Source organism: Micromonospora matsumotoense (assembly GCF_050951065.1).
GTDB classification, from domain to species: domain Bacteria; phylum Actinomycetota; class Actinomycetes; order Mycobacteriales; family Micromonosporaceae; genus Micromonospora; species Micromonospora matsumotoensis.
Window position 1 is genome coordinate 1,731,175 of the sequence record NZ_CP192025.1, and the last position, 15,048, is coordinate 1,746,222.

A 15,048-nucleotide genomic window follows, 5' to 3' on the forward strand; every position below is an offset into this window, starting at 1 on the left:
GACGCCGGGTTACGGCGTCGCAGAATGAGGTGGACGCGTGACCGAGGCGCAATTCGAGGGTGAACTGCCCCCGCCGCTGCCCGAGGGCGGGCTGCGGATCATCCCGCTCGGCGGACTCGGTGCCATCGGTCGGAACATGACCGTCTTCGAGTTCGACGGCAAGCTGCTGATCGTCGACTGCGGGGTGCTCTTCCCCGACGTCGAGCAGCCCGGTGTGGACCTGATCCTGCCCGACTTCGGGCCGATCCTGGACCGGCTGGCCGACGTGCAGGCGATCGTGCTGACCCACGGCCATGAGGACCACATCGGCGCGGTGCCGTACCTGCTCGCCCACAAGCCGGACATTCCCCTGGTCGGCTCCCAGTTCACCCTCGCCCTGGTCGAGGCGAAGCTGGCCGAGCGGCGGATCCAGCCCTACACGCTGACCGTGCGGGAGGGCGGTCGGGAGCGGCTGGGCCCGTTCGAGTGCGAGTTCTTCGCGGTCAACCACTCCATCCCGGACGCCCTCGCGGTGGCCATCCGTACCCCCGCCGGCCTGGTGCTGCACACCGGCGACTTCAAGATGGACCAGCTCCCGCTGGACGGCCGGATCACCGACCTGGCCGGGTTCGCCCGGCTCGGCGCCGAGGGCGTCGATCTGCTGCTGTCGGACTCCACCAACGCCGAGATCCCCGGTTTCGTCACCCCGGAGCGGGAGATCGGGCCGGTGCTCGACTCGATCTTCGCGAAGGCGAAGGGGCGGATCATCGTCGCCTCGTTCGCCTCCCACGTGCACCGGGTGCAGCAGGTCTTCGACTCGGCGTTGGAGCACGGCCGCAAGGTGGCGCTGATCGGCCGGTCGATGGTGCGCAACATGGGCATCGCCCGCGACCTCGGCCTGCTCAACATCCCGGCCGGTCTGGTGATCGGGATCGAGGAGGCCACCACGCTGCCGCCCGACCAGATCGTGCTGATGTCCACCGGTTCGCAGGGCGAGCCGATGAGCGCGCTGGGCCGGATGGCCAGCGGCGACCACCGGCACATCACCATCGCCCCCGGCGACACCGTCGTGCTCGCCTCGTCGCTGGTCCCCGGCAACGAGACGTCGGTCTACCGGGTGATCAACCGGCTGGCCCGGGCCGGCGCGGTGGTGGTGCACAAGGACGTGGCCAAGGTGCACGTCTCCGGGCACGCCCCCGCCGGGGAACTGCTCTACCTGCTCAACGTCGTCCGGCCGAGCAACCTGATGCCGGTGCACGGCGAGTGGCGGCACCTGCGGGCGCACGCCCGGCTCGGCATCGAGTCCGGGGTCGCCCCGGACCGGGTGGTGATCTGCGAGGACGGCGACGTCGTCGACCTGGTCGAGGGCCGCGCCAGCGTGGTCGGGCACGTGAAGAGCCGGTACGTCTACGTCGACGGCCTGGCCGTGGGCGACGTCAGCGAGTCGCTGCTCACCGAGCGGCGGATCCTCGGCGACGGCGGCTTCATCGCCACCACCGTGGTGGTCGACTCGGTCACCGGCAAGGTGGTCGCCGGCCCGACCCTGTCGGCCAAGGGCTTCTCCGAGGACCCGGCGGCGTTCAACCCGGTGATCCCGCTGGTCACCGAGGCGCTGAACCGGGCCGCCGCGGACGGCATCACCGATCCGCACCAGCTCCAGCAGATCGTCCGACGCACGGTGGGGCGCTGGGTCAACGACGCGTACCGCCGCCGTCCGATGATCGTTCCGACCGTCGTCGAGGTCTGAGCGGCTCCTTCCACCAACGGCACCCGGCCGGCCACCGTCGTCATGACGGTGGCCGGCCCGGTTCCGGGACCCGACGGGCACTCAGCGGTGGCGCAGGGTGGCCACGATCAGGTTGGGGTCGGTCGAGGTGGTGTAGGCGGCGCTGGCCACCAGGATGGTGTGCCCACGGACGGCCACCGAGGTCGGGTTCTGCAGCCCGTCGGCACCGGTGAGCAGGGTCCGGGCCCGCCCGTCGCGGTCGATGCCCACCACCGTGTTCGGGCCGTTGAGGGTGGCGACGATCCGGCCGTCGGGGGCGAAGGCGAAGTCGTCGATGCCGACCAGTCCGGTCGCCCTGACCTCGACGGCCCCCGGACGGCCCTGCCGCAGCGGAATCCGCAGCAGGGTGCCCTGGTCCAGGTTGGTCGCCCAGACCGCGCCGCCCCGGACCTTGACGCCGTTGACGCCGAGGAAGCCGGTCGGGGCGAGGGCGGACGCCGACGACCAGACCCGGACGGGACCACCGGCCAGCGGGATGGTCGAGATGGTGCCGAGCACCGAGTCGGTGACGTAGAACGTCCGGCCCGTCGGGTCGAGCGCCAGCCCGTTGGGCAGCCCGGCGGCCGGTAGCGCGGCGATCCGTCGGGGGGCCCGGCCCGGCGACATCCGGTAGAGGCCCGTGCTGGCGGCGTCGCCGCTGGCGTACAGGACATACAACGTGCCGTCGCCGGTACGGACGATGCCGGTGGTCAGGGCGAAGCCGAGCACGGGGGTGGCGACGCCGCCGTCGGCCGGCGCGGCCAGGGTGGCCAGGACCCGGGTCCGGCCCGCCGGGTCGACGGCGGCGACCTGCCGTGCCGCCGCGAACGTGAGATAGGCCGTGCCGTCGGGGCCCAGCGCGATGTTCTCCGGCAGTTGCCCCTTCGCCAGGTCGAAGTGGGCCGTGATCTGCGTCGCCGGGGTCGACCGGGCCGGGCTGACGGCGGCGACCGGGACGGCCGCCGGTGCCGGGTCCGCCCCGGGTACGGCCAGGGCGCCGGCCGCCGCAGCGGCCACCGTGAGGGTGAGGATTCTTCTGCGCATGGTTCGTCCTTCTGGTGAGGGGCCCGGACGTGGGCCCGGTTCAGGGCGCGGACGATCCGGCACCTGTCGGGGTGCCCTCGTCTCGCGGGGTCGCCGCAGCGGCGGCCGGCCGGATCACACCGGTCCGCCGGGGCGGGGTGGGACGGCAGCGCCCGGCGGGTCTGGCGCGGCGCTGCCGGGGTGGGAAGTGGCGGGTCAGCCGGGCGCGGGCAGTGGCTGACGGGTGGCGGCCCGGCCGGTGACCGCGGCGTGTACGAGCAGCGTCATCGCCGCCTGCGACGGGGAGCCCGGCGCGGTGGTGGCGAGGACGACCAACTGGTCGTCCTCGGTCCGCAGGGTCTGCTGGGTGACGGTCAGCACGCCGACCACCGGGTGCCGCATCTCGTAGCCGGCGTTGCCGCCGGCCTTGACCCGGTGGTCGGCCCACCCGGCGGCGAACTCGGGGCTGCGTACCGCCAACTCGCCGACCAGCGCGGCGAGCAACGGGTCCGACGGGTGCTGCCCGGAGGTCATCCGCAGGGTCGCCACCACGGCCCGTGCCTTGGCCGGCCAGTCGACGTACAGGTCACGGGTGTGCGCGTCGAGGAAGAGCAACCGTGCCATGTTCGGCCGCCGGTCCGGCCGGTCCACCGCCTCCGGCGCCAGGTGACCGGCGAACAGGGCGTGCCCGGCGGTGTTCCAGGCCAGCACGTCGAGTCGGCGGCCGAGCACCAGCACGGGTACGTCCCCGAGCGCGGCGACCAGCTGCCGTACGGTCGGATCGACCCGCTCCGGCGGTGGCCGGCGGGTGACCGGGCGGCGGCCACCGGCGGCCAGCCCGGACAGGTGGCGGCGTTCCGCGTCGTCGAGGCGCAGTGCCCGGCTGAGCGCGTCCAGCACCTCGGGTGAGGCGTTGGTGGCCAGGCCCTGCTCCAGCCGGGCGTAGTAGGAGGCGCTCACCCCGGCCAGCAGGGCCAGCTCCTCCCGGCGCAGCCCCGGAACCCGCCGCCGTCCGCCGTAGGTGACCACCCCGGCCTCCTCCGGGCCGAGCCGGGAGCGGCGCGAGCGGAGGAACTCGCCGAGCTGTCCTGATGCCTGCATGGATCCCAGTATTGGCGGCGGTCACCCGGCCAACCACACCCTGCCGGGGGTAGGCACGACAGTCGGTGCCGGATGCGTGACGGGGCGGATACCCTCCGTCGATAAGTGTGGATCTCTTCAACCGGGCGGTGTCCGTTGCCGTACCTCAATCCGGTGGGCGTACCCCGCGTCGGCCGGAAGGAGCATGACGGATGGACCGCAGACGGATGACAGCGATCGGCGTCGTGCTGGCGGCAGCGGGGCTGACGGCGGCGGTGACCCTGCCGTCGTTCGCCGGTGACCAGGGCACGCCGAACGCCGGTGGGACCGACCCGAGGGCCACCGGCGGGGTGGCGCCCGAGGTGGTGGACGCGCTCAGCCGCGACCTGCGGATCAGCCGGGACCAGGCGGTCCGGCGGCTGACCGCCGAGCAGCAGGCCACCGGGCGGCTGGCCCGGCTGCGGGCCGCGCTCGGCAACGACTACGGCGGCGCCTGGCTCAGCGGCGACGGGTCCACCCTCAACGTGGCGGTCGCCGACCCGGCACAGGCGGACCGGGTCCGGGCCGCCGGTGCGGTGCCCAAGCAGGTGGACCGCGCGGTCACCGAGTTGGACGCGGCCAAGAGCCGGCTCGACTCGGTGGGTCGGCAGGCGTCTCCGGCCATCGCCGGCTGGTACGTCGACGTCGCCACCAACTCCGTGGTGGTGCTCGCCCAGCCGGGTGCCGAGTCGCGGGCCCGCCGGTGGGCGGCGAGCAGCGGGGCCCCGGCCGGGGCGGTCCGGATCACCACCTCCCGGGAGCAGCCGCGTCCGCTGTTCGACCTGGTCGGCGGCGACCCGTTCTTCATCAACGACGCGGGGCGCTGCTCGATCGGCTTCTCGGTGGTGGGCGGGTTCGTCACCGCCGGGCACTGTGGCCGGGTCGGCGACCGCACGACCGGCTTCAACCAGGCGCAGCAGGGCGTCTTCGCGGCGTCGTCGTTCCCCGGCGACGACTGGGCGGTGGTGCGCACCAACGGCCAGTGGACCCCGCAGGGGGTGGTGAACGACTTCAACGGCGGCGTGGTGCCGGTCAACGGTTCCACCGAGATGCCGGCCGGCGCGTCGATCTGCCGCTCCGGCTCCACCACCGGTGCCCGCTGCGGTGTCGTCCAGGCCCGCAACGCCACCGTGAACTATCCGGAGGGGACGGTCACCGGGCTGACCCGCACCGACGTCTGCGCCGAACCGGGCGACTCCGGTGGCTCGTGGATCTCCGGCGACCAGGCGCAGGGCGTCACCTCCGGCGGCTCCGGTGACTGCACCGTCGGCGGCACCACCTTCTTCCAGCCGGTCAACGAGATCCTCCAGCGCAACAACCTGACCCTGGTGACCGCCGACGGCCAGCAGGACGCGCAGCCGCAGACCAGCACCCGGCTCCGGGCGCGTACCGCCGGGTCGGTGCGTTGAGCGGTCCCGCCGCCGGCGCCCCCGAGCTCCCGGCCGGCTGAGCCGGACCACCGGTACCGCGGCCCCCGACCACCACCGCCCGGTGGTCGGGGGTCGCTCCGCGTCCGGACCCCCGATGCCGGCCGGCCGCCATCGGTCAGGGCGGGGCCGGTCAGGGCAGGGCAGGTCAGGGCGAGGCAGCGCCGGTCAGGGTAGGGCGGCGACGGCCCTGGCGTACGCGACGCCGGTGCTCACCGCCGCGTCGACCAGGATGCCGAGCTGCGTCGGGGCCACCCCGTGCGCCAGGTCGGTGGTGACGTCGCCGGCCAGCACCAGCTCACCCTCGGGCAACTCGTGCACGTACGCCTTCGGCAACAGGCGGTCGTGGTTCCAGGCGTTGCAGAACTCGTACGCCTCGGCGAGCCGTCCCGCCGCCAGCCGCCGGGCCGCCACCACCCGGGCGTGCAGGATCTCCCCGTGCCCGCCCAACAGGCGGAACTGCACGACCGCCTCGTCCCAGCGACCGACCACCACGCCACCGGCGTCCACCGCGTACACGTCGCCCCGGACGTCGAGCACGGCGGTGAGCTGGGTCAGGCTCAGCGGGGCCGGCTCCTCGGCCGAGGGCAGGAACGGTTCGTCGTCCGGGTCCTCGACGCTCTCCGGTGCCGGCAGGGGCACCGGGTCGCCGGTCGGCCGTTCGGCCAGCCAGGCGGCGATCCGGCCGGCGTGGTGGCCGGTGCCGTTGCGCGCGTCGAAGCTGCCCGCCAGCCGGGTGGCCTCGGCTGACAGGTCGGTGCCGAGGGCCGCCACGGTCAGCTCGGCGGCGGGCCGGTCGGCGTGGCCGGGGCGGCGTACCCGTCGACCGTCCCGCCCGGACTCGGCGGCGAGCGCGCAGACCAACGCCCCGGCGGCGGCGAACTCCATCGCCGACAGGTCGTCGTACGGGTGGTCCAGCCGGGGCAACTGCTCGGCGAGGAGGTCCAGGGCCCGGTCCGGGTGCCCGGCCAGCGCGCAGAACCGCAACTGCGCGGCCAGGTACGGCAACGCCGTGCGCTCCCGCCGGTGCCGCCGGTACGCCCGCAGGTGCGCCTGTCCGGCCCGGGCGGACGCCCCGGTGCGCAGCCACGGCAGCAGCCCCACCGCGAGGGCCCGTTCCGGCTGGTCGGTGCAGTCGACCCCGCCATCGCTCCTGCCGTCGAGCACGGGTCGCAGCGCCTCCAGCGCCGCCCGGTCGTCCCCCCAACCGGCCAGCAGTTCGGCCCGGCGCACCGGCAGGCAGCCGGGGCAACCGGCTTCCGGGTCCGGGTCGGTGGCGGCGGTCCAGCGGTCGTACCACTGTCGGGCGGTCGGCTCGTCGCCCCGGTGGTCGGCGAGCCGGCAGCGCAACTGGGCGACCACGCCGGCGTCCTCGCCGACCCGCCGGGCCAGCGCGTCGAGCAACGACTGCGCCTGGTCCAGCCCGATCCTGGGCGTGCCGATCGCGGCCTCCACCGCCTGCCGCAGGTGCCGCCGCAGCAGCTCCGCGTCGCCGGGGCGGCCGTCGAGCAGGTCGGGGGAGCTGCCGACAGCGGCCAGCAGGCGGCGTACCGGCTCGATGATCCGCCACCGCCCGCCGTGCCGCAGGTATGCCGCCACCAGCGCGAATCGGGCGTCCAGCGCGGAGTGCGGGTCGCCGAGCGCGTCGGCGCGGGCGGCGATCCGGTCGAGTTCGGCCAGTCGGGCCTCGCCGTCGGGCAGGTCCGCGGCCTCGGCGAGCGCGGACGCCAGGGCGGGATCGCGGCGGACGGGCGGCCCGTCCGCCCCGGGGCGGAACCCGGCGGTCATCCCGGTGTCCCGCCGGGCAGCAGGCCGACGGCGGTGGCGAGCTGACAGCCGGCGGTGATGCCGCAGTCGAGCAGCTGGTCGAGCTGGTGCGGGGTGACCCCGTGTTCCAGGTCGGTGACCACCTCCCCGCAGACCTGGGCCCGGCCGTCGTCGTCCACGTGCACGAACGCCTTGGGCCAGAGCCGGTCGTGGTTCCACGAGTTGCAGAAGGCGTAGAGCGCCGGCACCTGGTCGATGCCGAAGGTCGGCGCCGCCACGGTGCGGATCTGGAGCAGCTCGTCGAGGGTGCCCCGGCGCAGGAACCAGATCAGACTGTCGTCCCAGCGGCCCACGAGATCCCCGTCGTCGTCGGTGACGACGGCGTACCCCCGGTGGTCGAGCACGGCGGCGACCAGGTCGACGGTCAGCGGACGCAGGGCCTGCGGGTGACCCGCCAGAGGGTCCGGACGGTCCGCGAAAGCAGGCGACGCCATCGGGCATCCCTTCTGAGGCGAATAACACGTCTGCGGCGTGGTCCGCGCTGCGACGCGCGGACACGACCCGGAAAAGCGGCGATCTGCCGGGTAACGCCGTTACGGTGACTCTATGGCGGGCCGTACCCCTCAGGCGAGCCGGCGACGCGGCGCGTCGCCGCGCGGTACCACGAACAGTCGTGCCCGTCAGCCGGCGAAGAAGACCACCCGGGCGACGCCCCGGCGACGGCCCGCGTCCCGGCCCGCCCCGGCGGAGTACGTCGGTCGCGCCGTCGGGGCACTGTGGATGGGGTTGGCGCACGGGGTCGGTTGGGGGTTCCGGGCCGCCGGTCGGCAGGCGGCCTCGGCCCGGGAGCTGGATCCGGAGCACCGTCGCGACGGCGCCGGCCTGCTGCTGTTCGGTCTGGCCATCCTCAGTGCGGTGGCCATCTGGTTCTCCGGTGCCGGCCCGCTCGGTGCACGCCTCGACGACACCGTACGGCTCTTTCTGGGCGCGATCGCGGTCGTGGTGCCGGTGCTGCTGATGATCGGCGCCTGGCGGCTGATGCGTACCCCGGTCGACCCGGAACACCGGGGGCGTGGCCTGGTCGGCTGGAGTTCCATGCTGGTCGCCACGGCGGCGATGCTGCACATCGGACAGAATCCGGTCGACCCGGTGCAGCGCGACTACGCCGGTGGCCTGGTGGGTGCCGGGGTCGGTGACCTGCTGGAGCGGGGGATGACCGCCTGGGTGGCCATGCCGCTGCTCGTCCTGCTGCTCGTCTTCGGTCTGCTGGTGGTCACCGCCACCCCGATCAACAAGATCCCGGAGCGGCTCGGTCTGCTCGCCGGCACGCTGGTGGCCCCGCCCGACGCCCCGGCGCAGGAGGAGGACGCGGAGGCGGAGACGGCGGTCGCCCCGAAGCCGGCCCGCCGCCGGCCCCGCAAGGCCGTGCCGCCGCCGGTCGACCCGGACGACTTCGACGACGTCGAGCCGGGGGTGGACCTCCAGGAGACCATCGTGCTGCCGCGCCGGCCGTCGGGCCGGGTGCCCGCCGGCCGCAAACCGGCGGAGCCGCCGGAGCACTCGGCCCCGCCCACCCGGGCCGAGCAGCTCGCGCTGACCGGGCTGGCCGGCGACTACGTGCTGCCGCCGGCGAACATGCTCACCGGCGGTGCGGCCCCGAAGACCCGCAGCAAGGCCAACGACGAGGTGATCGCCGCCCTGACCGGCGTCTTCGACCAGTTCGGGGTGGACGCCGAGGTCACCGGTTTCACCCGGGGCCCGACCGTCACCCGCTACGAGGTCGAGTTGGGCCACGGGGTCAAGGTCGAGCGGATCACCCAGCTGTCCCGCAACATCGCGTACGCGGTGAAGTCGCCCGACGTGCGGATCCTCAGCCCCATCCCGGGCAAGAGCGCGGTCGGGGTGGAGATCCCCAACACCGACCCGGAGAACGTCGCCCTCGGTGACGTGCTGCGCTCCCGGGCCGCCACCAGCGACCACCACCCGATGGTGGTCGCCCTCGGCAAGGACATCGAGGGCGGCTTCGTGGTGGCCAACCTCGCGAAGATGCCGCACATCCTGATTGCGGGGGCCACCGGCGCGGGCAAGTCGAGTTGCCTCAACACCCTGCTGGTGTCGATCCTGACCCGGGCCACGCCGGACGAGGTGCGGCTGCTGCTGATCGACCCGAAGCGGGTCGAGATGACCGGGTACGAGGGCATCCCGCACCTGGTCACCCCGATCGTGACCAACCCCAAGAAGGCGGCCGACTCGCTGGAGTGGGTCGTCCGCGAGATGGACATGCGCTATGACGACCTCGCCGCCAACGGGGTCCGGCACGTCGACGACTTCAACCGCAAGGTACGCAACGGCGAGATCAAGGCCCCGCCGGGCAGCGAGCGGGAGATGCGGCCGTACCCGTACCTGCTGGTGATCGTGGACGAGCTGGCCGACCTGATGATGGTCGCCCCGCGCGACGTGGAGGACTCGGTCGTCCGGATCACCCAGCTGGCCCGTGCCGCCGGCATCCACCTGGTGCTGGCCACCCAGCGGCCGAGCGTCGACGTGGTGACCGGCCTGATCAAGGCGAACGTGCCGTCCCGGCTGGCGTTCGCCACCTCGTCGCTGGCCGACTCCCGGGTCATCCTCGACCAGCCGGGCGCGGAGAAGCTGCTCGGCCGGGGCGACGGGCTGTTCCTGCCGATGGGCGCGTCCAAGCCGGTCCGCATCCAGGGCGCGTGGGTGACCGAGCGCGAGATCGCCGACGTGGTGAAGTTCTGCAAGGACCAGCGGGAGCCGGAGTTCCGCTCGGACGTGCTGGCCCCGGCGCAGGACAGCAAGAAGAAGATCGACGAGGACATCGGCGACGACCTGGACCTGCTGGTGCAGGCGGTCGAGCTGGTGGTCACCTCACAGTTCGGCTCGACCTCGATGCTCCAGCGCAAGCTGCGGGTGGGCTTCGCCAAGGCGGGTCGGCTGATGGACCTGATGGAGACCCGTGGGGTGGTCGGCCCGTCCGAGGGCTCCAAGGCCCGCGACGTGCTGGTCAAGCCGGACGAGCTGGAAGAGGTGCTCGACGGCCTGCGCGGCGACGTCGACTGAGCCGGGCGGGCGTCGGGCCGGCGCGACGTGCATCGGGTCCGGGCCGCGCCGACCGGATCCGGCGTGGTCCGGAAGGACCGGTCGGCGTGGGGCCGGGGGTGGACGTGCGACGGGCCCGCCGGATGCCGGCGGGCCCGTTGGCAGCGCGTGACGGTCAGCTGTTCATCAGGGCACTGACGATCACCAGGCTGAGGATGATGGCGACCACGTTGGCCGCAGCGGCGTACCAACCCAGCGGCTTGTCGCCGAGCACCGCGCCGACGATGCCGAGCACCAGGCCGATGACGCCGAAGATGACCGGGGCGATCAGCAACGCGACGACGGCGAAGACGAACGCCAGGATGGTGCAGATCCGGGCGGCGTTGGTGCGCGGGCGGGCGGTCGCGTGGGTGTCGGCCATGACGTCCTCCGTGAGGGAATCCTGAATGCTGCGGTCGGCCGATCACTACCCAGACGGGACGAGAACTACGCACCGGGCGGCAACATCCCACCGGGCACGTCGCGGTGACGGGGTGAGAATTCGATCGATGGCGGACATGCGGTGTGGCAGGGGCACCCGATGTCTGCATCCCGCCGTGACCTGTTGCGTTGGCAGTTCGACCTGACCTGGTCCCTGTTCGGGTACCACCTGGAACGTGTGGAGCCGGCGAGCTGATGAAGAACGTCGCCGAGATCGGCCAACTGCGACTGCTGCGGCACGCGCAGACGGTCGGCCCTGACCCGTCGACCGGTCCCTAGCAGCCTGCCCGGCAGCTCACCGGGAGGCCGGGCACGGCACCGGCTCAGTGGAAGAGCTTGAGGCCGACCACGCCGGCCACCACCAGCAGCAGGCTGAGCAGCCGGGGCAGGCTCGCCGACTCGCCCAGCGCCACCATGCCGACCAGCGCGGTGCCGACCGCCCCGATGCCGACCCAGACCGCGTAGCCGGTGCCGACGGGGATCTCGCGCAGCGCGTACGCCAGGCCGGCCATGCTGGCGACCAGGGTGACCGCGAAGACGGCCGAGGGCAGCGGTCGGGTGAATCCGGCGCTGCGGTCGAGGGAGACCGCCCACGCGGTCTCCAGGAGTCCGGAGAGCACCAGCACGATCCAGGCCATCGGGCATCACCTCGGGGGTGCGGGTCCCGGACCGGGCCGGCCGGGGACGAGTCGGGTAGGCACGGGGCGTCTTGGCCTGACCGGGTACGCCCACGACTCGTCCGGGGTGACTGCGGGCCGGCGGGAGCCGCGGCACCGACCTGCCCACGCAGGCCACCACGACCGACGCTAGCACCGCCGGCCAGCGGGGTGGGGTGATCCTCCCCACCAGACCTTGAGTTGAAGTCAGCTTGAGGTTGCAGCATGGGGGCATGACGCTGCTCTTCGACGACCGGCAGGTCGCCGCCACCCTGGACGCGCCGACCACCGTCGCGGCGATGCGGGACGCCCTGCTGGCCGCCCACGCCGGCCGACTCGTCGCCCCACCCCGGGCATCCGCGCCCCTCGCCGGTGGGCGGATGGTCCTCACCGCCGGGCAGCTCACCGACGAGTGGTACGGCTTCCGCTCCTACGACACCCTCGGCCACCCGGCCGGCGAGCAGCTGGTGGTGCTGCACGACGCCCGCACCGGGGCGGTCCGGGCGATCGCCGTCGGTGCGGAGCTGGGCTCCCGGCGCACCGGCGGGCTGGGCGCGGTGGCGGTCGACGCCCTGGCCCGCCCCGACGCGGTCACCCTGGGGGTGATCGGCTCGGGCGGGCAGGCGTGGACCCAGGTCTGGGCGACCGCCGCCGTCCGGCCCCTGTGCGAGGTGACCGTGCACAGTCGCTCGGCGGCCCGCCGGGAGTCGTTCGCCGCCCGGGTCCGCGCCGAGCTGGGGGTGCCCGCCCGCGCCGTCGGCTCGGCCGCCGAGGCGGTCCGCGACCGGGACGTGGTGGTGCTCGCCACCACCAGCGTCACCCCGGTGCTGGCCGCCGCCGACCTCGCCCCGGGGACCCACGTCAACACCGTCGGATTCAAGCAGGTGCACCGGCACGAGTTCGGCACCGACCTGCTCGACGCCGCCGATCTGCTGGTCACCGACTCCCCGGCCCAGGCGGCGGCGTACGACCCGCCGCTGTTGACCGCCGTCGGGCCGTACCCGGGGAGGTTGCGGGACCTGGGGGCGGTCCTGGCCGGCGCGGTCCCGGGGCGGACCGGCGCGGACCAGGTGTCGGTGTTCTGCTCCACCGGGCTGGCCGGCACCGAGGTCGCCCTGTTGGACCGGCTGGTCCGGGTGGGCGCGACGGCGGTCTGACCGGTGCCGCGTCGTCTGCCCAAGCGGGTGCATCGTGATCGGATTGCAGTTTCAGCGAGTGTTTCCGGCGTGTCGCGTGCATTGATCGTCATTTGATCAACGGTCGCAGGGTCGGCGGGGGTGAAGCGGCCGACACCGCACGCCGCCGTCGGTCGGGCCCGCTACCGCGCCCGGTACCCTCGGATGGTGTCTGCCACCCCCACGCCTGACAATGCCGGCCCGACGCCCCGCCGTGACCTGGCGCAGCCGTCCGCCGACGGCCGACGGGTCGCCCTGCTGACCCTGGGCTGCGCCCGCAACGAGGTCGACTCGGAGGAGCTGGCCGCCCGGCTGCACGCCGACGGCTGGCAGGTCACCACCGACGGCGAGGGCGCCGACGTGGTGGTCGTCAACACCTGCGGATTCGTGGAGAAGGCCAAGCAGGACTCGATCCAGACGCTGCTCGCCGCCGCCGACACCGGGGCCAAGGTGGTCGCCGCCGGTTGCATGGCCGAGCGGTACGGCCGGGAGCTGGCCGACAGCCTCCCCGAGGCCCAGGCGGTGCTCAGCTTCGACGACTACCCGGACATCGCCGCCCGGCTCGGCGCGGTGCTGGCCGGCGAGAAGGTCGACGCGCACACCCCCCGGGACCGCCGCGAACTGCTGCCGCTCACCCCGGTCAACCGGCGCGAGTCGGCGGTGTCGCTGCCCGGCCACGGCACCCCCACCCGGGCGACGATGGAGACCGACGCGCACACCCCCGCGCACCTGCGGCAGGTGCTGCGTCGCCGGCTCGACACCGGCCCGGTGGCCTCGCTGAAGCTGGCCAGCGGCTGCGACCGGCGGTGCGCGTTCTGCGCGATCCCCGCGTTCCGGGGCGCGTTCGTCTCGCGTACCCCCGACGAGCTGCTCGCCGAGGCGGAGTGGCTGGCCAAGACCGGCGTGCGTGAGCTGGTGCTGGTCAGCGAGAACTCCACCTCGTACGGCAAGGATCTGGGTGACCCGCGGGCGCTGGAGAAGCTGCTCCCGCAGCTCGCCGCGATCGACGGCATCGTCCGGGTGCGGGCCAGCTACCTCCAGCCCGCCGAGACCCGGCCCGGCCTGGTCGAGGCGATCGCCACCACCCCCGGCGTGGCCCCCTACTTCGACCTGTCGTTCCAGCACTCCAGCGAGCCGGTGCTGCGTCGGATGCGCCGGTTCGGCTCCACCGACCGGTTCCTGGAGTTGTTGGCGAGCGCCCGCGCGCTGGCCCCGGAGGCGGGCGCGCGGAGCAACTTCATCGTCGGGTTCCCCGGCGAGACCAAGCAGGACGTGGCCGAGCTGGTCCGCTTCCTGACCGACGCGCGGCTCGACGCGATCGGCGTGTTCGACTACAGCGACGAGGACGGCACCGAGGCCGCCGGCCTGCCCGGCAAGCTCTCCGCCGCCACCGTCAAGCGCCGCTACGACCGGCTCGCCGCGCTCGCCGACGAGCTGTGCTCGCAGCGGGCCGAGGAGCGGCTCGGCAGCACGGTCGAGGTGCTGGTCGACACGGTCGACGACGGCGTGGTGGAGGGCCGGGCGGCGCACCAGGCCCCCGAGGTCGACGGCTCGACCACCCTGGTCGCACCGGTCGGCGGCGGCGTCGACCTGACCGCGTTGCGCCCCGGCGACCTGGTGCGGGCCACGGTCACCGCGACCGAGGGCGTCGACCTGGTGGCCGTGCCGGATGAGATGATCTCGGCGGCGCCCGGCGCGGAACGGTGACGGTGGGTCCGGACGGAGCGGGGGAGCCAGGTGGGGCGGTGCCAGGAACGCCACGGCGGCCGGAGCGGGGCGCGGCGGTGACCGGGGCGGCGGAGTCCGCGCCGCCGGTGGCCCGGGTGCCGGTGCTCAACGCGGCCAACGGGCTGACCCTGCTGCGGCTGGTGCTGGTGCCCGTCTTCGCGGCCTCGGTGATCGCCTCCGGGCTGACCCACACCGGGTGGCGGATCGCCGCCTGCCTGATCTTCGCGTTCGCCTCGATGACCGATCTGGTGGACGGTTGGATCGCCCGCCGGTTCGGGCTGGTCACCTCGGTCGGCAAGGTGGCCGACCCGATCGCCGACAAGGCGCTCACCGGCGCGGCCCTGGTGCTGCTCTCCGTCTACGACCGGCTGCCCTGGTGGGTGACGGTGCTGATCCTCGTCCGGGAGCTGGGCATCACCGGGCTGCGGTTCTGGGTGATCCGGCACGGCGTGATCGCCGCCAGCCGGGGCGGCAAGCTCAAGACGGCGCTGCAGGTCCTGGCCATCGCCTGGTATCTCTGGCCGATGCCGGCCGCCCTCGCCGCCGTCGGCGGATGGATCATGGCCGCCGCCGTGCTGGTCACCGTGGTCACCGGCTTCGACTACGTCGCCCAGGCGCTGCGGCTGCGCCGTCCCCGCCCCTGACCGGGGGCCCCACCCACACCCGCGTCCTCCTGCTCCACGCGTGCGCCCGCCAGCGTCGCGTCCCCGCGCCCGCGGGCACCGGGACATGTGGGCGGGCCGCACCGCGTCGTACCCCCGCACCGGAATCCCGGGACGGCGGGACGGCTGTCCCTGCCGGCCGGGACGCCCCGCCCCGCAGAGTCGGCACCGCACCGGCCCCTGCGGTCCGGTGCGGCGTCGGTCCGG

The 15,048-nt window shown here is 74.1% G+C and carries 12 protein-coding genes and 1 riboswitch; of the genes, 6 read left to right on the plus strand and 6 right to left on the minus strand.

Annotated features, from left to right (window positions below):
- Nucleotides 1-37 precede the first annotated feature (37 nt).
- Entirely contained in the window at nucleotides 38-1,726 is a 1,689-nt protein-coding gene (locus tag ACQP1S_RS07935) for a ribonuclease J (protein WP_091246138.1), read from the plus strand.
- An 81-nt stretch (nucleotides 1,727-1,807) separates the two neighbouring features.
- Here the strand turns inward: ACQP1S_RS07935 and ACQP1S_RS07940 are convergent, their stop codons facing one another.
- Together ACQP1S_RS07940 and ACQP1S_RS07945 are read right to left on the minus strand one after the other, a co-directional pair.
- Nucleotides 1,808-2,788: a hypothetical protein gene (locus ACQP1S_RS07940; protein ID WP_432904721.1), complete on the minus strand. Its 981-nt coding sequence runs from the start codon at nucleotides 2,786-2,788 to the stop codon at nucleotides 1,808-1,810.
- Between the two features lie 195 nt (nucleotides 2,789-2,983).
- Nucleotides 2,984-3,868, minus strand: coding sequence for a helix-turn-helix domain-containing protein (locus ACQP1S_RS07945; protein WP_091246145.1), 885 nt, complete (start codon nucleotides 3,866-3,868; stop codon nucleotides 2,984-2,986).
- 191 nt (nucleotides 3,869-4,059) lie between these two features.
- Between ACQP1S_RS07945 and ACQP1S_RS07950 the strand changes: the two genes are divergently transcribed.
- On the plus strand, nucleotides 4,060-5,295 hold the full coding sequence (locus ACQP1S_RS07950; RefSeq protein ID WP_432904724.1) for a S1 family peptidase: 1,236 nt from the start codon (nucleotides 4,060-4,062) through the stop codon (nucleotides 5,293-5,295).
- Nucleotides 5,296-5,481: 186 nt separating this feature from the next.
- Here ACQP1S_RS07950 and ACQP1S_RS07955 read toward each other — a convergent pair whose 3' ends face one another.
- Nucleotides 5,482-7,101 (minus strand): YbjN domain-containing protein, encoded by a 1,620-nt coding sequence (locus ACQP1S_RS07955; protein ID WP_432904727.1) that lies wholly within the window; start codon nucleotides 7,099-7,101, stop codon nucleotides 5,482-5,484.
- Complete coding sequence (locus tag ACQP1S_RS07960) at nucleotides 7,098-7,574, minus strand: YbjN domain-containing protein (RefSeq protein WP_432904730.1); 477 nt, start codon at nucleotides 7,572-7,574, stop codon at nucleotides 7,098-7,100. The genes ACQP1S_RS07955 and ACQP1S_RS07960 overlap by 4 nt, the downstream gene beginning before the upstream one ends.
- A gap of 112 nt (nucleotides 7,575-7,686) precedes the next feature.
- Between ACQP1S_RS07960 and ACQP1S_RS07965 the strand changes: the two genes are divergently transcribed.
- The gene (locus tag ACQP1S_RS07965; protein WP_432904733.1) at nucleotides 7,687-10,161 is read left to right on the plus strand and encodes a DNA translocase FtsK 4TM domain-containing protein; all 2,475 of its coding nucleotides are present in this window, start codon (nucleotides 7,687-7,689) and stop codon (nucleotides 10,159-10,161) included.
- Nucleotides 10,162-10,315: 154 nt separating this feature from the next.
- On the opposite strand, the gene ACQP1S_RS07970 is transcribed toward ACQP1S_RS07965, so the two are convergent.
- Nucleotides 10,316-10,561, minus strand: coding sequence for a hypothetical protein (locus ACQP1S_RS07970; RefSeq protein ID WP_432904736.1), 246 nt, complete (start codon nucleotides 10,559-10,561; stop codon nucleotides 10,316-10,318).
- A gap of 382 nt (nucleotides 10,562-10,943) precedes the next feature.
- On the minus strand, nucleotides 10,944-11,258 hold the full coding sequence (locus ACQP1S_RS07975) for a DMT family transporter (RefSeq protein WP_091246294.1): 315 nt from the start codon (nucleotides 11,256-11,258) through the stop codon (nucleotides 10,944-10,946).
- Between the two features lie 60 nt (nucleotides 11,259-11,318).
- Nucleotides 11,319-11,382, minus strand: a riboswitch (guanidine-III (ykkC-III) riboswitch).
- 127 nt (nucleotides 11,383-11,509) lie between these two features.
- Here ACQP1S_RS07975 and ACQP1S_RS07980 point away from each other — a divergent pair.
- From ACQP1S_RS07980 to pgsA, 3 genes are all read left to right on the plus strand, one after another.
- Nucleotides 11,510-12,433: an ornithine cyclodeaminase family protein gene (locus ACQP1S_RS07980; protein WP_432904738.1), complete on the plus strand. Its 924-nt coding sequence runs from the start codon at nucleotides 11,510-11,512 to the stop codon at nucleotides 12,431-12,433.
- A 183-nt stretch (nucleotides 12,434-12,616) separates the two neighbouring features.
- Nucleotides 12,617-14,158, plus strand: coding sequence for a 30S ribosomal protein S12 methylthiotransferase RimO (gene rimO, locus ACQP1S_RS07985; RefSeq protein ID WP_245722520.1), 1,542 nt, complete (start codon nucleotides 12,617-12,619; stop codon nucleotides 14,156-14,158).
- 77 nt (nucleotides 14,159-14,235) lie between these two features.
- The gene (gene pgsA / locus ACQP1S_RS07990) at nucleotides 14,236-14,823 is read left to right on the plus strand and encodes a CDP-diacylglycerol--glycerol-3-phosphate 3-phosphatidyltransferase (protein ID WP_091246167.1); all 588 of its coding nucleotides are present in this window, start codon (nucleotides 14,236-14,238) and stop codon (nucleotides 14,821-14,823) included.
- Nucleotides 14,824-15,048 lie beyond the last annotated feature (225 nt).